Genomic DNA, 15,077 nt, shown 5'->3' with positions numbered 1-15,077 from the left:
ATAGGCCACCCTTCGCCGAACGCGTATGCTTTTCCGCGATGTGAGAAGACGGCAGGGACCGATGATCCGCAGACTGGTGGGCGTGCTGCTGCTGGTGATCGGCGCGTTCCGCGTGTTCGGCGCCGGCGAGGCGGCCTGGGACCGCGAGCAATGGCGCGAGGCGGCGGTGGAGGTGCAGGGGCTGGTGCTGCCGCCCGGCGCCGGGGATCGCTCGACGCCGACCTTGGCCGCGGCGAAGACCGTGGTGCGCCTGGGCACGCTGCGCGCCGTCTATGCCGCCGTCGACACCGGCCTGGCGGCGGCGCCGCAGCCGGGCGAGCGGGTCGCCATCCTGATCGACCCCGAGCGGCAGGACCGCGCGGTGCTGGACCACCCGCTGGCGATCTGGGGCGATCAGCTTCTGGCCGGCGGCATCGGTGCCGTTCTGGCGCTCGTCGGGCTGGCGCTGATGCGGGCCCGGCCGCAGCAGCCGGCAAGGGCCGGCGACGCGGCGGCGGCGATCACGACGGTGCTGCGCCAGGTCGCGGCGCGGCGGATGGAGGCCAGATCGGCGCCGCAGCAGCAACAGGCTGCCGCGTCGTTCCGCGTCGCGCGCCCGGCTGCCTCGGGGGGCGTGGTCCAGCGCATGCGCGACAGCCCGGTCACGGTGCAACGGGCCGGCGGGCCGGCCGTGACCCGCATCGTCGAACGGCCGAGCAATGCCATCCCGATCCTGATCTTCGTCGTCGTGGTGCTGGCCCTGGCCGTCTATCTGGTCGCCGCGGCGTGAGCCCGTTCGGCGTGATCCTGGCCGGCGGCCTGGCCCGGCGCATGGGCGGCGGCGACAAAGCGCTGCGGCCGCTCGGCAGCATGACGCTGCTCGACCGCGTGATCGCCCGGGCGGCGCCGCAGGTGTCCGCGCTGTGCCTCAACGCCAATGGCGACCCGTCCCGCTTCGCCCGGTGGGGCCTGCCGGTGGTGCCGGACGACGTGCCCGGCGCGCCCGGGCCGCTGGCCGGCATCCTGGCGGCGCTGGATTGGGCCGCCGCGATCCGGCCGGAGGTCGACCTGGTGGCGAGCTTTCCCTGCGATGCGCCGTTCCTTCCGCGCGACCTGGTGGCCCGGCTGGCGGCGGCACGGCGGGAGCAGGGGGTGGAGATCGCGGTCGCCGCCTCGGGCGGCCGGACTCATCCGGTGGTGGCGCTGTGGCCGGTGGCGCTGCGCGGCGACCTGCGGCGGGCCCTGGTCGAGGAGGACATCCGCAAGGTCGGGCGCTGGATGGCGCGCCACCCGACCGCGGTGGTCGAGTTCGGCTGCGACCCGGTCGACCCCTTCCTCAACGGCAACACGCCGGAGGATCTGGCGGAGGCGGAGCGGCTGCTGGCGCGGCATCCGGAGCTGGCATGACGGACGAGCCGGTCTGCGCCGGCGATGCGCCGATCCCGGTCGAGTTGGCGGAAGGCCAGGCGGTGCGCTGGTGCGCCTGCGGCCGCAGCGCCGCCCAGCCCTTCTGCGACGGATCGCATGAAGGCTGCGGCATCGGCCCGGTCGCCTTCGTGGCGCCCCGGGCCAAGACCTATTTCTTCTGCACCTGCAAGCGCAGCGGCCGGCAGCCCCTCTGCGACGGCCGCCACAACTTCGTGGGGCCGGCGCAGGGCTGACGCGGATCAGCGCGGATCGATCTGGAAGGGAATCGGCTGCCTCGAGATGCGGGACGGCGGGGGCGGCAGGGGAGAGGCGCCGTTGACCCGCCGAAGGATCTCGCGATCGACCGAGGCGGAGCCGGATGACCGGGAGATCTCCGCCGAGCTGATGGTCCCGTCGAGCTCGATCGTCACGGTGACGGTCACCAGGGCCGATTCCCGGACCATCGACGCCACCCGACTGATCCGTCGCTGGAGATGCCCACGCAACATGGCAGCGTAGTCGGCCGAGCGAATGCCCCCACCGGCCGCAGCGGGCGGCGGCGGAGGGGATGGGTTGGCGGGAAGCGCCGCCTGCTGCGAGGCCGTGGGCGGGGTCTCCGCCGGCTGTTGGACCCGGCGGGGTTGCTGGCGTTGCGGCCGCCGCTCGGCCGGCGGCTTCGGCCTGGTCGGCGGCGGCTGCACGATCTCCGGCTCCTCCGCCTGGACGGTCTCCGGCACGGCGGCGACCACGGCCTCGGTCTGGCCGGTCGTGGTCACGAGCTCCGGCGGCGGGGTCTCCGGCGCCGGTTCCGGCGGCTCGATCTCCGTCGTCTCGGTCACCGGCGCCTCGGCCGGCAGGGGCGGCTCCTCGACGACGGTCTCGACCGGCTCGGCCTGCGCGGTCTCGACGGGCACCGCCTCGGTCGGCTCGACCTGTTCCGGCTGCGCGGTCTCGACCGGTTCGGCCGTGTCCACCGCCTCCGCGGGGCCGCCGAAGCCGGCCATCTCGACCACCATCGGCGTCTCGGCCGGCGTCGGCGCCGCCGCTCCGGTCAGGCTGGGCAGCAGCGCCACCACCACCCCGCCGTGAATCAGCGCGGACGCGGCATAGGCAATGCCGCGTCCCGACAGGCGCAGGCGGGTCATGGCGCGGTCGGCGCGGCGCCGGCCCCGGCTGCGGCAGGAACGCCGGCGGCGGCCGGCTGGGTCGGCGCGCCCTGGGCGATCAGCGACACCTTGGCGAAGCCGGCCTGACCGACCACGCCCATCGCCTCCATCACCTTGCCGTAGGGCACCTCGCGGTCGCCGCGGACATAGACCACCGCCTCGGGGTTGGCCTGATAGGCCGCCTGCAGCGCCGCGGGCGCCGTCTCCGGCGTCAGCACCTGGCCGTTGTCGATCGACCAGGTCCCGGCCTTGTCGACGGTCAGGATCACCGGCTTCTGCGGCTGGCCGATCTTGGTGGCACTGGTCTTCGGCAGGTCGACCGGCACGCCCACCATCATCAGCGGCGCCGCGACCATGAAGATGATCAGCAGCACCAGCATCACGTCGACCAGCGGCGTGACGTTGATCTCGGCCAGCGGCGCGTAATCGTCGCCGTCGCCGGAATCGAGCAGGGCGCCGGCCATTACTCGGCGGCCTCGCGCCGGGCGGCCGCAGCGCGCCGCGTGCCGGACAGGTGCTCGGCCATCTGGCCGATCGCGGTGACGAAGGTCTGGTTGATCCGGCGCAGATCGGTGGAGAACTTGTTGTAGGCCATCACCGCCGGGATCGCGGCGACCAGGCCGATCGCGGTCGCGAACAGCGCCTCGGCGATGCCCGGGGCCACCACCGCCAGGCTGGTGTCCTGCGAGCTGGCGATCGAGGTGAAGCTGTTCATGATGCCCCAGACCGTGCCGAACAGCCCGACGAAGGGCGCGGCCGAGCCGATGGTGGCCAGGAAGGGCAGGCCCAGCTCGCGCCGGCGCACCACCTCGCCGGCGGCACGGCGCATCGCCCGCTCGATCCGGTCGCGGTATTCCGCCCGGCTTTCCTCCGGATCGGCCGCGTGCCACTGGGCCAGGCCGGCCTCGACGATCGGCTTCGCCGGATCGGCCGGAATCAGGTCGACCTCATGCTCGGTGTCCATGCGACGGCGCATGGCAGCCGCGGCGCGGCGCAGCCGGCCGATGGTGAACAGCTTGTCGAGGATGATGCCCCAGCAGCCGATCGAGGCCAGAACCAGCAGCGCCAGCACGCTCTGGACGATGACGTCCGCCTGCTGCACCAGGGTGAGGATCGAGAGATCGTGCGACATCGATGGCCTCCTCAGCGCATCAGGGCGACGGGCAGGCGGGACTTGGTCTCGACTCGGTCGATGCAGTCGGCGACCGCGCCGGCCTCGGTGCGGCAGTCGAGCACGTCGTTGACCAGGACCGAGCCGATCGCGTCGCAGGCCAGGCCCGAGACCTCGAAGGCCTTGACGCTGGTCTTGCGGGCGCGCAGCGGCGCCGCATCGACCGCCAGGCGCTTGCGGATGGCGCCGTCGGTGCCGAAGAAGACGAGGTCCAGCTTGAACGACTGGTAGGCGTCGTCGCCGGTGCCGAACACCATATTCACGGCGCAGTTCTGGCCGCGCGGCTCGAGCGTGTTGAGCTCCAGGCTGACGCCGTTCGGGGCCGCGTTGGCGGCGATGGCCGGCGCGGCGGAGAGGGCCAGGAGCAGGGCGGAGAGCGCGGACACTGATTGGCGTCGGCTGGTCATGATGTCCTCAGAGCGGAACAAGGAAGGGCCTGTCGGATTGCGGGTGGGGAACGATCTCGACCGGGCAGCCGAACACGGCCTCCACGGTCGCGGCGGTCAGCACCCCGGCCGGCGGGCCGGCGGCGAAGACGCGGCCGCGGCGCAGCAGCACGATCTCGTCGGCGAAGCGGGCGGCCTGGTTCAGGTCGTGCAGGATCGCCAGCACGCCGGTGCCGGCATCGGCCAGGCCGCGGGCGACGCGCAGCACCGCGGATTGATGGGCCAGGTCGAGGCTGGCGGTCGGCTCGTCCAGCAGCAGATAGGTCGGCGCCGCGGCGGCCGCGCCCCCGCCGAGCTGGGCGAGCGCCCGGGCGAACTGGACGCGCTGCTGCTCGCCGCCGGACAGGCTCGGATAGGAGCGGTCGGCCAGGACCGCGACATCGGCGGCGTCCAGCGCCGCGTCGACGGCCCGGCGATCGGCGGCGGCATCGGCGACGCCGCGATGCGGACCGCGCCCGAGGGTCACCACCTCGCGGACCGTCAGCGGGAAGTCCAGCGTCACCTGCTGCGGCAGCACCGCCCGGCGGCGGGCGAGGGCGACCAGGTCCCAAGAAGCGATGAGTGTGCCGTCGAGGGTGACCCGGCCGGAGGCCGGCGCGATCTCGCCGGCGAGGCAGCGCAGCAGCGTCGACTTGCCGGCTCCGTTCGGGCCGATCACGGCGGTGAAGCGGCCGGGGGCGACGGTGAGGTCGACGCCGTCGAGCAGCAGGGCCCGGCCGATGCGCACGGCGAGGGAGTCGGCCCGGATCATGGCTCGGACCTCCGCCGGCGCAGCAGCAGCGCCAGGAACACGGGGGCGCCGAGACCGGTGGTGACGATGCCGATCGGCAGCTCGGCCGGGGCGACCGCGACGCGGGCGACGAGATCGGCGCCGAGCAGCAGGGCGGCGCCCAGCAGGGCCGAGGCCGGCAGCAGGCCGCGATGGTCGGCGCCGATGCCGAGCCGCAGCATGTGCGGCACAAGAAGCCCGACGAAGCCGATCATGCCGCTGACCGCGACGGCGGAACCGACCGCGAGAGCGACCGTTCCGACCAGGAGGCGCGTCACCTTCTCGACCGGGAAGCCCAGATGCAGCGCCACCGCCTCGCCCAGCAGCATGCCGTTCAGCGCCCGCGCGGCCAGGGCGACGGCGGCGAGCAGGACGGCGGCGAAGGGCAGCACGGCGAGCACCGAGGTCCAGGTCGCGCCGCTGAGGCTGCCCATGGTCCAGAAGGTGATGGTCCGCATCGCGTTCTCGTCGGCCTTGAACACGACATAGCCGGTGCCGGTAGCGACCAGCGCGTTCACCGCGATGCCGGCCAGCAGCATCATGGTCACCGAGACCCGACCCTCCCGCCTGGACAGGCGGTAGACGGCGACGGTGGTGACCAGGCCGCCGAGGAAGGCGGCGAGCGGCAGGGCGTAGATGCGGAGCAGGGGGATGCCGGCCAGCGCCGCCGGCAGGCCGAGCGAGATCACCGACACGCCGGCAAAGGCGGCGCCGCCGCTGACCCCGATCAGGCCCGGATCGGCCAGCGGGTTGCGGAACAGCCCCTGCATCATCGCCCCGGACACGGCGAGCACGGCGCCGACCATGGCGCCGAGCAGCGTCCGCGGCAGCCGGATGGCGTCGACGATGGCGGCATCGCGCGCGGTCACCGCGTCGAGGCCGCCGAGCCCGAGATGGTGGCCGAGGATCGCGAGCACATGGCCGACCGGGATGTCCGCCGGCCCGATGCTGATGCTCGCCAGCACCGCCACTGCCAGCAGCAGCGCCAGCCCCGCCAAGGTCAGCGACAGGCGTCGGGCCTGCCGCCGCTCGGCCGGGACCCGGATGGCGCCGCTGGCGGCCAGCACGGTCACGAGCCCGTGCTCCAGGCCCGGTCGGGCAGGGATGGCGGGGTCCAGCCCGGATGGATCGCCGCCGCAAGGTCGCGAACCGCCTGCGGCGTGCGCGGCCCGAAGCCGAGCAGGTAGAGCGAGTCCATCGCGATGATCCGGCCGGTCCTGGCGGCCGGGGTCTGGGCGAAGACCGGCAGCGCGGCGATCTTCTCGATTCCGCCGTTCGGCTCGACCGCGTGGCTGGCGATCACCACCAGCTCCGGGGCCGCGGCGGCCACCACCTCGGGCGACAGCGGCTTGTAGCGTTCGGCCTCGCCGACCGCGTTGGTGCCGCCGGCCAGGCGGATCATGCCGTCCGCCGCGGTACCGCTGCCGCCGCCGAGCGGTGTGCCGTTGGTGATCGACAGCACGAACAGCACGCGCGGCTTGGCCGGCAGCTTGGCGACCGCGTCGGCCACCGTCGCGAAATCGGCGCGGACCGCCTGGCTCAGCCCCTGGTCGGGCAGGCCCAGCGCCGTCTCCACGCCCTCGATCTTCGCGAGCACGCCCTCCGCCGTGAAGGCCTCGGGCAGGATCTCGACCGGCGTGCCGGCGGAGCGGATCTGCTCCAGCACCGGCGGCGGCCCGGCCGACACCGTGGTCAGCACCAGGTCGGGGCTCAGCGACAGGATGCCTTCGGCCGACAACTGGCGCAGATATCCGACATCCGGCCGCTCCCGGGCTGCGGGCGGGTACAGGCTGGTGGTGTCGACCCCGACGATGCGGTCCTCGGCATGCAGGGCGTAGACGATCTCGGTCAGGTCGCCGCCGGCGACGACGATCCGCTTCGGCTCCGCCCGGGCGGGCAGGGCGACCGCAACCAGCGCCGCAGCGGCGAGGGCCAGGAGCGGGCGCATCAGGCGGCGCCCAGGGCGCTGACCCGGGCCACCAGCTCCCGCCAGTCGGCGCGTTCCGGCTGGCCGGGCTTGCGGGCGCCGAACAGCATCGCCATCAGCGTGCCGTCGATGTCGAACAGCTCCAGCGAGGTGACGACGCCGTCCTTGGTCGGCTTGCGCACCACCCAGGCTGTGTCGATCCGGTCTTCGCGCAGATGCAGGTTGAAGCCGGGGTCCAGCACGTTCAGCCAGGGCCCGGCATCCTGCAGACGGTGCACCGGGCCGGTGTGGATCTGCAGGCAGCCGGGATTGCCGACGAAGACCATGATCGCGGCGCCCGTCTCGGCCGCCCCGGTCAGCACCCGGCGCAGCGCGTCGCGGCCGACCGGCTCGGCCCGCTGCGGCCCGGCCAGGCGCATCGCCTGCAGCCGGTCGAGCCGGTGCGACTTCAGCAGGCCGAAGAACTGGTGCGTGTCCTCCATCGCGTCCCAGCCGGCGCGGAAGCCGGCGACGTCGATCTCGCCGTCATCGAGGATCGCCGGACGGACGATCTCCTGCGGCGCCAGCACCGGTGTCTGGTCGGCATGGCGGAAGCGCTCGACCAGGGTGGCGAAGGCGGCGCGGTCGCTGCCCTCGGTCAGGAAGATCTTGTGGATCGCGGTGCCGGCGGCGTCGAAGAACTGCAGGCTCGGTTTGGGGTGGTCTGCGCCGCCCACCGCGAAGCCGTGCGCCCAGCGCGTGTAGAACAGCCGCAGGTCGATGTCGGGGCCCAGCGCCAGGCCGACATGGCTGCCGGCCGAGACGTTCTGATAGGTGCCGGTCTTCTCGTGCACCACGCTCTCGTTGCGGGTCAGCGCCATCACCGGGCCGAGCGCCTCGACCGCCTGCAGGATCGTGCTCCAGTCCCCGCCGATCCTGGTGGTGCCGGCGCCGGCCTGGGAGGCGACGAGCTCGCCCTCGCTGACGCCCAGCGCCGCCGCGGCATCGCGGGCGCGGAGCTGTGGCTGCTCGGCGCGCAGCGCCGCCCAGCGCGCGGCGAGGGCGGTCGGCGGGACCGGACGGTCAGGATCGAGGCTCTGCATCATGCTCTCCGATCACCGGTGACGAGGGGCGCCGGCGGCCGGCGGGTTGCGACAGGACATGCGAAAACGCGGCCGAAACATGGGCCGCCAGGGATGCGAAGCATGACGAGAACCTGTGCGGGCGACGGGTCCTCGCGCAAACCTGGCGGCGGGCGGCTGCCCGGCTGGCTGGGGGCGCGAGCCGAGGGAAGGGCTACTTGGTGAGGATGAGCTTGCTGTTGCGGGTGATCCGCAGGCGGTAGACGTCGTCGCCGTGTTGGATCGTCAGCTCGCGGCGGGCGCCGAACAGGTCGCGCGTGTCAAGGCTGGCCGGGGCGGGCCGCTGCGGCGGCTCGACGGCATGCGCTGTGGGTTGATCCAGCATGGTCCCCATCCACGGTGAGATTGATCGGACAAGACGATGTTGAGAGTCATTCTCATATCCCTGTGCGCCGGTCAAGCAAATGCGTGTCATTCCTAATTGCATTTATCAAAAATATTTCACATGGCCACGGGGCGGGGGCCGGAAACCTCCGGAAACGCGATGCTTGGTGCGGACCGCACCAGGGCGCATATAATGCAGGCACCAGCGGATGCCGCGAGCGCGAGGACGAATGCGGATGGAGTCAGGGGCCGGACGATGACCGAAGTGCAGGAGATCGAGCGCAGGCCGGCGGACCGGCCGACCCAGCCTTCAACCGGCCTTTCCGTCTGCGAGGATCGCGTGGTCGAGCGCTTCCTCGACCGTCCCGCGGCCCCGAGCAGCGACGCCGACTTCCTGCGCCGGCTCAACCGCAGCCTGTTCGACGAGCCGGAGTACAGGCCGAGCGTGCCGAGCCTGCGCAGCCTGGTCGTGGTGGCGATCGTGGCGCTGTCCGCAGTTGGCGCGGCGGCGCTGATCGGCACGGCCTGGCACGATCTCAGCGGCGATCGGGCCGCGGAGCAGGCGGTCCGCTGAGCCGCCCGCCCGATCCGATGGCCTCAGCTGTCGTATTGCAGCAGCGAGGCCAGCGGCGCGTCGATCTTGTCGCGGCCGCCGAGGAAGGACAGCTCGATCAGGCAGGCCGCGCCGCGGACATCGGCGCCCACCCGGCGCAGCAGCTGGATCGCCGCCGCCATGGTGCCGCCGGTGGCCAGCAGGTCGTCCAGCACCACCGCCTTCATCCCGGGCTTGATCGCGTCCGCCTGGATCTCGATCGCGTCCGACCCGTATTCGAGTTGGTAGAGATGGCCGATCGTCTCGCCCGGCAGCTTGCCGCGCTTGCGGCACATCACGAAGCCGCAGCCTAGCACATAGGATAGTGGTGCCGCCGCTAGGAACCCCCGAGATTCGATGCCGACCAGGATGTCCGGCTGCCATTCGCGGACCTTGGCCGCCAGGCTGTCGACGGCATGCCGCCACGCTTGCGGGTGGGCCAGGAGCGGCGAGATGTCGTAGAAGAGGATGCCTGGCTTGGGAAAATCCGGGATGCCGCGTATGTGCGACTTGAGATCCATGAGACGTCCTTGGTTGCGGGCCGGAGCGACCCTGCATCGTAGTGCCTGCGGCCCGAAAGGCAATTCGCAGGTGCGGGAACCGGCCGGCCCGGAGGCCGCGCGGTGACCACGGCGGCGGCGGCCACGGACGCCGAGGCCCGGATCGACAGCCGCGTCGAGCGCGGCGTCACCCGGCTGCACCTGGAAGGACCCTGGGTGACCCGGGCGGCGGCGCCTCTCGATCGCGAGCTGTCGGAACTGGTGCGGACTTCGGTGAAGGGCGAGGTGGTGCTGGACCTGTCCGGCGTCACCCGGCTCGACACCGTCGGCGCCTGGCTGGTGCACCGCACCCAGGAGGATCTCGCCGCGGCCGGCGCCACGGTCCGGGTCGAGGGCGTTTCGGACAACCAGAAGGGCCTGCTCGAGGCCGTGTCGCGGGTCGAGCGCGACGAGCCGATCAAGCACCCCGAGCGCAACATCCTGTACGAGCTGGCGTTCCGCACCGGCAAGGCGACCTACCATTTCCGCGACGAGGCCCTGGCGCTCCTCAGCTTCCTCGGCATGCTGGTGGTCAAGAGCGTCGCCACGCTACTGCGGCCGCGCCGGATCCGCTTCACGGCGCTGGCGCACAACATCGAGGCCACGGGCCTCAACGCCCTGCCGATCGTCGGCCTGCTGTCCTTCCTGATCGGCGTGGTGCTCGCCTATCAGGGGGCGGACCAGCTCAGCCGCTTCGGCGCCCAGATCTTCGTGGTCAACCTGCTCGGCGTCTCGGTGCTGCGCGAGCTCGGCGTGCTGATGACGGCGATCATCGTCGCCGGCCGCTCCGGCTCGGCCTTCACCGCGCAGATCGGCACCATGCAGGTGAACCAGGAGGTCGATGCGATGGAGACGCTGGGCCTTGACCCGATCGAGGTGCTGGTGATCCCCCGCGTCTTCGCCCTCGCCATCACCCTGCCACTTTTGAGCTTCTATGCCAGCATGATGGCGATCCTGGGCGGCGCGTTCATGTCGTATTTCGCTCTGAACATCAGCTTCGTGCAGTTCCTGAACCAGTTCCAGGCCGCGATCGGCATCAACACCTTCTGGGTCGGCATGGTCAAAGCCCCGGTCTTCGCCTTCACCATCGCCATGGTCGGCTGCTATGAGGGGCTGAAGGTCTCCGGCAGCGCCGAGAGCGTCGGCCGGCTGACCACGCAGTCCGTCGTCGTCTCGATCTTCCTGGTGATCGTGCTCGACGCGCTGTTCTCCATCCTGTTCGCCACCCTGGGGGTCTGACGATGAGCGAGGATCCCCGGGCGCCGGGCCAGGCGCCGGACGAGGATGCGGTGATCCGCGTGCGCGGGCTCAGGACCCAGTTCGGCACCCAGGTGATCCATGACGGGCTGGACCTCGACGTCCGGCGCGGCGAGGTGCTGGGGGTGGTCGGCGGCTCCGGCACCGGCAAGTCGGTGCTGCTGAAGGAGATCATCGGCCTGATCCGGCCCGCCGCGGGGTCGATCGAGGTGCTCGGCGTCGACATGGACCAGGCGGACGAAGCGGAACGCCGGGCGGTGCAGCGGCGTTGGGGGGTGATGTTCCAGGACGGCGCCCTGTTCAGCTCGATGACCGTGGCCGAGAACATCCAGGTGCCGATGAAGGAATACACCCACCTGTCGCACCACATGATGGACGAGCTGGCGCGGGTGAAGATCGCCATGGCCGGCCTGGCCTGCAGCGCCGGCATCAAGCATCCTTCCGAACTGTCCGGCGGCATGCGCAAGCGCGCCGCCCTGGCGCGGGCGCTGGCGCTGGACCCGGAGATCATCTTCCTCGACGAGCCGACCGCCGGCCTCGACCCGATCGGCGCCGCCGCCTTCGATCAGCTGATCTCGGAATTGCAGCGCAGCCTCAAGCTGACGGTGTTCATGGTCACCCACGATCTCGACAGCCTGGTCACGATCTGCGACCGCATCGCGGTGCTGATCGACAAGAAGATCCTGGTCGACACCTACGAGAACCTGCTCAAGGTCGACCACCCCTGGATCCAGGAATATTTCCACGGGCCGCGCGGCCGCGCGGCGGCGGCCGAGCATGCCGCCCTGGAGCAGGCGCAGACGGGGGTGGAGGGCTGAGATGGAGACGCGTGCGAGCTATGTCGCCGTCGGCAGCTTCGTTCTGATCCTGATGGTCGGGCTGGTGGTGTTCGCCGTCTGGCTCGGCGGATCGGGGCTGCGCGAGAACGCCGAGCGCTACCTGATCTACTTCTCCGGCAACGTCACCGGCCTGCAGGAGGGCAGCCAGGTCCGCTACCGCGGCATCCCGGTGGGCACGGTCGAGGACGTGCAGATCGACCCGTCCAATGTGGAGCGGGTGCAGGTCCGGATCGCGGTCCGGCCGAACACGCCGATCGTCAAGGGCACCGTGGCGTCGCTCGAGATCCAGGGCCTGACCGGCGGCGCCTTCATCCTGCTCAGCGGCGGGGTCCAGGGCGCGCAGCGGCTGGAGAAGGAGGAGGGCAAGGCCTATGCGGTGATCCCGTCGCGCCAGTCCGGGCTGCAGGCGATCGTCGACACCGTGCCGCAGCTCCTCGACCGGCTGTCGGACATCTCGCGCGAGGTGCAGCGGATCTTCTCGGAGGACAACGTCCGGAACATCTCCGAGGTCCTGACCAATGTGAACACCCTGACCGCGGCGCTGGCGCAGCGCTCGACCCAGCTCGCGAGCACGATCGAGCAGATCGATGCGCTGACCCGGAACATCGACGGCCTGGTGACCGAGGCGCGGACCGACCTGGACCGCATCACCACCGGCGCCACCGGCTTCATGTCGACCACCAACACCCAGGTCAATGCCGCGGTGGCCGACGCCCGGGCGATGATCGCGTCGCTGCGCCAGAGCGCCGACGGCGTGGCCCGGCTGCTGAAGCAGTCCGGCCCGGGGGTGGAGAGCTTCTCCACCGACGGGCTGTACGAGATCACGCAGCTGATCACCCAGCTCCGCCAACTGACCGACAACCTGAACCGGACCCTGTCGCGGCTCGACCGCAGCCCGGCGCAGTTCCTGTTCGGCGGCTCGTCCGGCGGCGTTGCGCCGGAAGGTACTTCGAGGTGAAGATGAGCTTCTCTCCCCTGTCCCGGCGCCTCTTCCTGCGGCAGGCCGCCCTCTCCTCGGCCACGGTCGGCCTGGCCGGCTGCGGCGGGATCAGCGCCCTGGCCCCGCCGGCGCCGCAGGTCTACGAGCTGACGCCGAAGAACACCTTCGATCCGGGTCTGCCGAAGGCGTCATGGCAGCTCCTGGTCGACATGCCGACGGCCAATGCCGGCATCGACACCGACCGGATCGCGATCAGCGAAAGCCCGACCTCGCTCGACTATTTCGCCAAGGTGGCCTGGGTTGACCGCGCCCCGGCGATGATCGTCGGCCTCCTGGTCGAGAGCTTCGAGAACACCGGCAAGATCGTCTCGGTCGGCCGGCAGATCTCCGGCCTGCGCGCGAACTACGTGCTGCAGCCCGAGATCCGCGAGTTCCGGGCCGAGCGCTGGGCGGGCGAGCCCTACCGCGTCCGGGTGCGGATCGGGGCCAAGCTGGTGCGCTTCCCGCAGCGAACGATCATCGGCGGCGAGAGCTTCGAACGGGTGGTCGAGGTGCAGGGCCCCGAGTTCTCGGCGGTGATCCGGGCCTGGGACGACGCCCTGGGCGGGGTGATGAAGCAGGTGGTGGAGTGGACGCTGCGCACCGGCGAGCGCGACGACCGCGCCGCGGGCCGGCCGCGGCGGTAACAGCAGAAGGGCAGTCGAAGATCGCGTCGGTCCCTTTGGGGCCGGCGCCGTGCGTCAGCGGGTCGGCCGCGTCCTCAGCGAGTGACGGTCTGCCAGAAGAAGAAGGCGATGACGCCGATGATGATGACCCACTCTGCACCCATGATCCGGTCCATCCCCATGTTTCCTGCCGTCCTTCATAGCACGGGACGGCCCGATCGCAAGGGCGTCGCCGCGGGCGGCGTGCCGGGCCGATGTTCGCAAATGAAAATATTGGCGTCGTTTCCGCTTCCCCATTAGCATTCTTTTTCGTCCAGCCACGGAAGAAGAGCGGCCATGAACGCCACGGCGCGGCAGAACCAGATCGTCGAGCTGGTCCGCCAGGAGGGCTATGTCACGGTCGAGACCCTGGCCGACCGGTTCCAGGTGACGCCGCAGACGATCCGCCGCGACATCTCGCTGCTGCAGGACCGGGCCCTGCTGCGGCGTTTCCACGGCGGCGTCACCGCGCCCGGCAGCGTCGAGAACTTCGCCTATTCCACGCGCCAGGTGCTGTGCCTGGAGGAAAAGCGCCGGATCGCCCGGCTGGTCGCGCGGCAGGTGCCGGACAACGCCTCGCTGTTCCTCAACATCGGCACGACGACGGAGGAGGTGGCGCGCGCGCTGCTGGGCCATCGCGGCCTGCGGGTGATCACCAACAACATCAACGTCGCGAACATCCTGTATTCGAATGCGAGCTGCGAGGTGATCGTCGCCGGCGGCGTGATTCGCGCGCGTGACGGCGGCATCGTCGGCGAGGCGACGCTCGACTTCGTCCGCCAGTTCAAGGTCGATGTCGGGATCATCGGGATCAGCGGGATCGACGAGGACGGCACGCTGCTGGACTACGACTACCGCGAGGTGCGGGTCGCGCGGGCGATCATCGACAATTCACGCCAGGTGTTCCTGGTGGCCGACCACACCAAGTTCGGCCGCAACGCCATGGTGCGGCTGGCCTCGATCGGCGAGGTCCATGCCCTGTTCACCGACCGGGTCCCGCCGGCGCCGTTTCGCGAGGCGATCGCCGCCACCAGCTGCCGCATCCACGTCGCCGATTGACGCCGATTCGGGCACGAACCGGATGCCGGGCGAGCCTCAGATCACCTTGTCCTGCTGCAGTCGGGCGACCAGGTCCTTGGCCGCCCGGGCGGCGAGATCGGCGAAGTCGGTGCTGGAGCCGCCGCGGGCGGTGGCCTCGCCCGTCCAGATGACGGCACCATCGCCGGCCTGCTGCAGCCTGGCCTCGTAGCGGGCCGCCGGCTCGTCGACCCAGCCGCCGCCGGTCGCCGGGCCGGCGAAGGGGCCGCGGCCGTACCAGTACCCACCATAGGGCCAGGGGCCGCCATACGGCCAGAAGGGATCCCCGACATAGGTCGGTGGGATGTAGCGGGCGACCATGGCCCGCTGGTCGACGGTGATGCGCAGCACGGCGCCGACGCCAGCCGTCCGGATCGCGGCCGCCTCGGCGGCCGGGCCGCCGGGCCGGGTCGGCGGCACCAGGTCGATCATCCGTACCGCACGGACGCCGCGGGCCGTGAGCTCCGCCACGGCCGCGCTTTCGAGCGCTTGGCGCTCCGCCAGCCGCGGCGTGTCCGCGGCCACGGCGATCGACCGGATGGCCGCGCCGCCGCGATAGGCCGGGTCGACATAGCCGGCGACCCGCGTCTGCACGCAGGCGGCGAGGAGGAGGGAGGTGAGGGCGAGGAGAAGGGCGCGCATGACGCCTCCTGAGAATCGATCTCACAGAGATGGCGCAGCGGATCGCGGCCGCCAAGGATCTCCGTTACGGTTGTGACAAATTTGTCTCTCACCCGAGCGGACGGAAGCGGGGAACCGCATATCGCCTCATGCGGCGGCTGGGCTTCCGGGAGCGTCTTGTGTATTGAGGGCAGGGTG

20 protein-coding genes are annotated in these 15,077 nt (G+C 71.4%); 9 read left to right on the top strand and 11 right to left on the bottom strand.

Features of this window, described 5'->3' with window-relative positions; translation table 11 throughout:
• The first annotated feature begins 61 nt into the window (after window positions 1-61).
• From LG391_RS03110 to LG391_RS03100, 3 genes are read left to right on the top strand one after another with little or no spacing between them, the layout of a single operon-like run.
• Window positions 62-769 (top strand): DUF3592 domain-containing protein, encoded by a 708-nt coding sequence (locus LG391_RS03110; RefSeq protein WP_225766241.1) that lies wholly within the window; start codon window positions 62-64, stop codon window positions 767-769.
• On the top strand, window positions 766-1,386 hold the full coding sequence (gene mobA / locus LG391_RS03105) for a molybdenum cofactor guanylyltransferase MobA (RefSeq protein WP_225766230.1): 621 nt from the start codon (window positions 766-768) through the stop codon (window positions 1,384-1,386). Before LG391_RS03110 ends, mobA begins: the two co-directional genes overlap by 4 nt.
• Complete coding sequence (locus LG391_RS03100) at window positions 1,383-1,640, top strand: CDGSH iron-sulfur domain-containing protein (RefSeq protein ID WP_225766228.1); 258 nt, start codon at window positions 1,383-1,385, stop codon at window positions 1,638-1,640. The genes mobA and LG391_RS03100 overlap by 4 nt, the downstream gene beginning before the upstream one ends.
• Window positions 1,641-1,646: 6 nt before the next feature.
• Here LG391_RS03100 and LG391_RS03095 read toward each other — a convergent pair whose 3' ends face one another.
• From LG391_RS03095 to LG391_RS03055, 9 genes are all read right to left on the bottom strand, one after another.
• Window positions 1,647-2,531, bottom strand: coding sequence for a TonB family protein (locus LG391_RS03095; RefSeq protein WP_225766226.1), 885 nt, complete (start codon window positions 2,529-2,531; stop codon window positions 1,647-1,649).
• The gene (locus LG391_RS03090; protein WP_225766213.1) at window positions 2,528-3,016 is read right to left on the bottom strand and encodes an ExbD/TolR family protein; all 489 of its coding nucleotides are present in this window, start codon (window positions 3,014-3,016) and stop codon (window positions 2,528-2,530) included. Before LG391_RS03090 ends, LG391_RS03095 begins: the two co-directional genes overlap by 4 nt.
• Entirely contained in the window at window positions 3,016-3,684 is a 669-nt protein-coding gene (locus LG391_RS03085; RefSeq protein ID WP_225766211.1) for a MotA/TolQ/ExbB proton channel family protein, read from the bottom strand. The genes LG391_RS03090 and LG391_RS03085 overlap by 1 nt, the downstream gene beginning before the upstream one ends.
• 11 nt (window positions 3,685-3,695) lie before the next feature.
• Window positions 3,696-4,130: a Tat pathway signal sequence domain protein gene (locus LG391_RS03080; RefSeq protein WP_225766200.1), complete on the bottom strand. Its 435-nt coding sequence runs from the start codon at window positions 4,128-4,130 to the stop codon at window positions 3,696-3,698.
• A gap of 7 nt (window positions 4,131-4,137) precedes the next feature.
• The gene (locus LG391_RS03075) at window positions 4,138-4,920 is read right to left on the bottom strand and encodes a heme ABC transporter ATP-binding protein (protein ID WP_225766199.1); all 783 of its coding nucleotides are present in this window, start codon (window positions 4,918-4,920) and stop codon (window positions 4,138-4,140) included.
• Window positions 4,917-6,011, bottom strand: a complete 1,095-nt coding sequence (locus LG391_RS03070; RefSeq protein ID WP_225766196.1) for an iron ABC transporter permease — start codon at window positions 6,009-6,011, stop codon at window positions 4,917-4,919. Before LG391_RS03070 ends, LG391_RS03075 begins: the two co-directional genes overlap by 4 nt.
• Window positions 6,008-6,886, bottom strand: coding sequence for a hemin ABC transporter substrate-binding protein (locus LG391_RS03065; RefSeq protein WP_225766194.1), 879 nt, complete (start codon window positions 6,884-6,886; stop codon window positions 6,008-6,010). The genes LG391_RS03070 and LG391_RS03065 overlap by 4 nt, the downstream gene beginning before the upstream one ends.
• Window positions 6,886-7,947, bottom strand: coding sequence for a hemin-degrading factor (locus LG391_RS03060; RefSeq protein WP_225766191.1), 1,062 nt, complete (start codon window positions 7,945-7,947; stop codon window positions 6,886-6,888). Before LG391_RS03060 ends, LG391_RS03065 begins: the two co-directional genes overlap by 1 nt.
• A 193-nt stretch (window positions 7,948-8,140) precedes the next feature.
• On the bottom strand, window positions 8,141-8,311 hold the full coding sequence (locus tag LG391_RS03055) for a hemin uptake protein HemP (protein ID WP_221938508.1): 171 nt from the start codon (window positions 8,309-8,311) through the stop codon (window positions 8,141-8,143).
• A gap of 255 nt (window positions 8,312-8,566) precedes the next feature.
• On the opposite strand from LG391_RS03055, the gene LG391_RS03050 reads away from it, so the two are divergent.
• Complete coding sequence (locus tag LG391_RS03050; protein WP_225766189.1) at window positions 8,567-8,884, top strand: hypothetical protein; 318 nt, start codon at window positions 8,567-8,569, stop codon at window positions 8,882-8,884.
• A 23-nt stretch (window positions 8,885-8,907) separates the two neighbouring features.
• On the opposite strand, the gene LG391_RS03045 is transcribed toward LG391_RS03050, so the two are convergent.
• Entirely contained in the window at window positions 8,908-9,423 is a 516-nt protein-coding gene (locus tag LG391_RS03045) for an adenine phosphoribosyltransferase (protein WP_225766187.1), read from the bottom strand.
• A gap of 102 nt (window positions 9,424-9,525) precedes the next feature.
• Between LG391_RS03045 and LG391_RS03040 the strand changes: the two genes are divergently transcribed.
• From LG391_RS03040 to LG391_RS03020, 5 genes are all read left to right on the top strand, one after another.
• Entirely contained in the window at window positions 9,526-10,680 is a 1,155-nt protein-coding gene (locus LG391_RS03040; protein WP_225766185.1) for an ABC transporter permease, read from the top strand.
• A gap of 2 nt (window positions 10,681-10,682) precedes the next feature.
• A complete protein-coding gene (locus tag LG391_RS03035) occupies window positions 10,683-11,516 on the top strand; it encodes an ABC transporter ATP-binding protein (RefSeq protein WP_225766183.1) in 834 nt (277 codons plus the stop codon).
• 1 nt (window position 11,517) lies between these two features.
• On the top strand, window positions 11,518-12,495 hold the full coding sequence (locus tag LG391_RS03030) for an MlaD family protein (protein ID WP_225766181.1): 978 nt from the start codon (window positions 11,518-11,520) through the stop codon (window positions 12,493-12,495).
• Window positions 12,496-12,497: 2 nt separating this feature from the next.
• Window positions 12,498-13,163: an ABC-type transport auxiliary lipoprotein family protein gene (locus LG391_RS03025; RefSeq protein ID WP_225766172.1), complete on the top strand. Its 666-nt coding sequence runs from the start codon at window positions 12,498-12,500 to the stop codon at window positions 13,161-13,163.
• A gap of 315 nt (window positions 13,164-13,478) precedes the next feature.
• On the top strand, window positions 13,479-14,240 hold the full coding sequence (locus LG391_RS03020) for a DeoR/GlpR family DNA-binding transcription regulator (RefSeq protein ID WP_225766171.1): 762 nt from the start codon (window positions 13,479-13,481) through the stop codon (window positions 14,238-14,240).
• A gap of 36 nt (window positions 14,241-14,276) precedes the next feature.
• On the opposite strand, the gene LG391_RS03015 is transcribed toward LG391_RS03020, so the two are convergent.
• Window positions 14,277-14,900 carry a hypothetical protein gene (locus LG391_RS03015; protein ID WP_225766169.1) on the bottom strand — a complete coding sequence of 208 codons (624 nt, stop codon included), beginning with the start codon at window positions 14,898-14,900 and terminating at the stop codon, window positions 14,277-14,279.
• Window positions 14,901-15,077: the final 177 nt, after the last annotated feature.

Source organism: Inquilinus sp. Marseille-Q2685 (assembly GCF_916619195.1).
In the GTDB taxonomy this organism is placed as follows: Bacteria; Pseudomonadota; Alphaproteobacteria; order DSM-16000; family Inquilinaceae; genus Inquilinus.
Note: the sequence above shows the minus strand (reverse complement) of the source record. Positions and strands in the feature narration are given on the sequence as shown.

Bases quoted from the DNA above. Each gene is read 5' to 3' on its own strand.
- LG391_RS03020 (WP_225766171.1), top strand. From the start codon at position 13,479: ATGAACGCCACGGCGCGGCAGAACCAGATCGTCGAGCTGGTCCGCCAG.
- LG391_RS03030 (WP_225766181.1), top strand. From the start codon at position 11,518: ATGGAGACGCGTGCGAGCTATGTCGCCGTCGGCAGCTTCGTTCTGATC.
- LG391_RS03110 (WP_225766241.1), top strand. From the start codon at position 62: ATGATCCGCAGACTGGTGGGCGTGCTGCTGCTGGTGATCGGCGCGTTC.
- LG391_RS03060 (WP_225766191.1), bottom strand. From the start codon at position 7,947: ATGCAGAGCCTCGATCCTGACCGTCCGGTCCCGCCGACCGCCCTCGCC.
- LG391_RS03095 (WP_225766226.1), bottom strand. From the start codon at position 2,531: ATGACCCGCCTGCGCCTGTCGGGACGCGGCATTGCCTATGCCGCGTCC.
- LG391_RS03015 (WP_225766169.1), bottom strand. From the start codon at position 14,900: ATGCGCGCCCTTCTCCTCGCCCTCACCTCCCTCCTCCTCGCCGCCTGC.
- LG391_RS03025 (WP_225766172.1), top strand. From the start codon at position 12,498: ATGAGCTTCTCTCCCCTGTCCCGGCGCCTCTTCCTGCGGCAGGCCGCC.
- LG391_RS03050 (WP_225766189.1), top strand. From the start codon at position 8,567: ATGACCGAAGTGCAGGAGATCGAGCGCAGGCCGGCGGACCGGCCGACC.
- LG391_RS03085 (WP_225766211.1), bottom strand. From the start codon at position 3,684: ATGTCGCACGATCTCTCGATCCTCACCCTGGTGCAGCAGGCGGACGTC.
- LG391_RS03065 (WP_225766194.1), bottom strand. From the start codon at position 6,886: ATGCGCCCGCTCCTGGCCCTCGCCGCTGCGGCGCTGGTTGCGGTCGCC.
- LG391_RS03075 (WP_225766199.1), bottom strand. From the start codon at position 4,920: ATGATCCGGGCCGACTCCCTCGCCGTGCGCATCGGCCGGGCCCTGCTG.
- LG391_RS03090 (WP_225766213.1), bottom strand. From the start codon at position 3,016: ATGGCCGGCGCCCTGCTCGATTCCGGCGACGGCGACGATTACGCGCCG.
- LG391_RS03045 (WP_225766187.1), bottom strand. From the start codon at position 9,423: ATGGATCTCAAGTCGCACATACGCGGCATCCCGGATTTTCCCAAGCCA.
- LG391_RS03035 (WP_225766183.1), top strand. From the start codon at position 10,683: ATGAGCGAGGATCCCCGGGCGCCGGGCCAGGCGCCGGACGAGGATGCG.
- LG391_RS03055 (WP_221938508.1), bottom strand. From the start codon at position 8,311: ATGCTGGATCAACCCACAGCGCATGCCGTCGAGCCGCCGCAGCGGCCC.
- LG391_RS03100 (WP_225766228.1), top strand. From the start codon at position 1,383: ATGACGGACGAGCCGGTCTGCGCCGGCGATGCGCCGATCCCGGTCGAG.
- LG391_RS03080 (WP_225766200.1), bottom strand. From the start codon at position 4,130: ATGACCAGCCGACGCCAATCAGTGTCCGCGCTCTCCGCCCTGCTCCTG.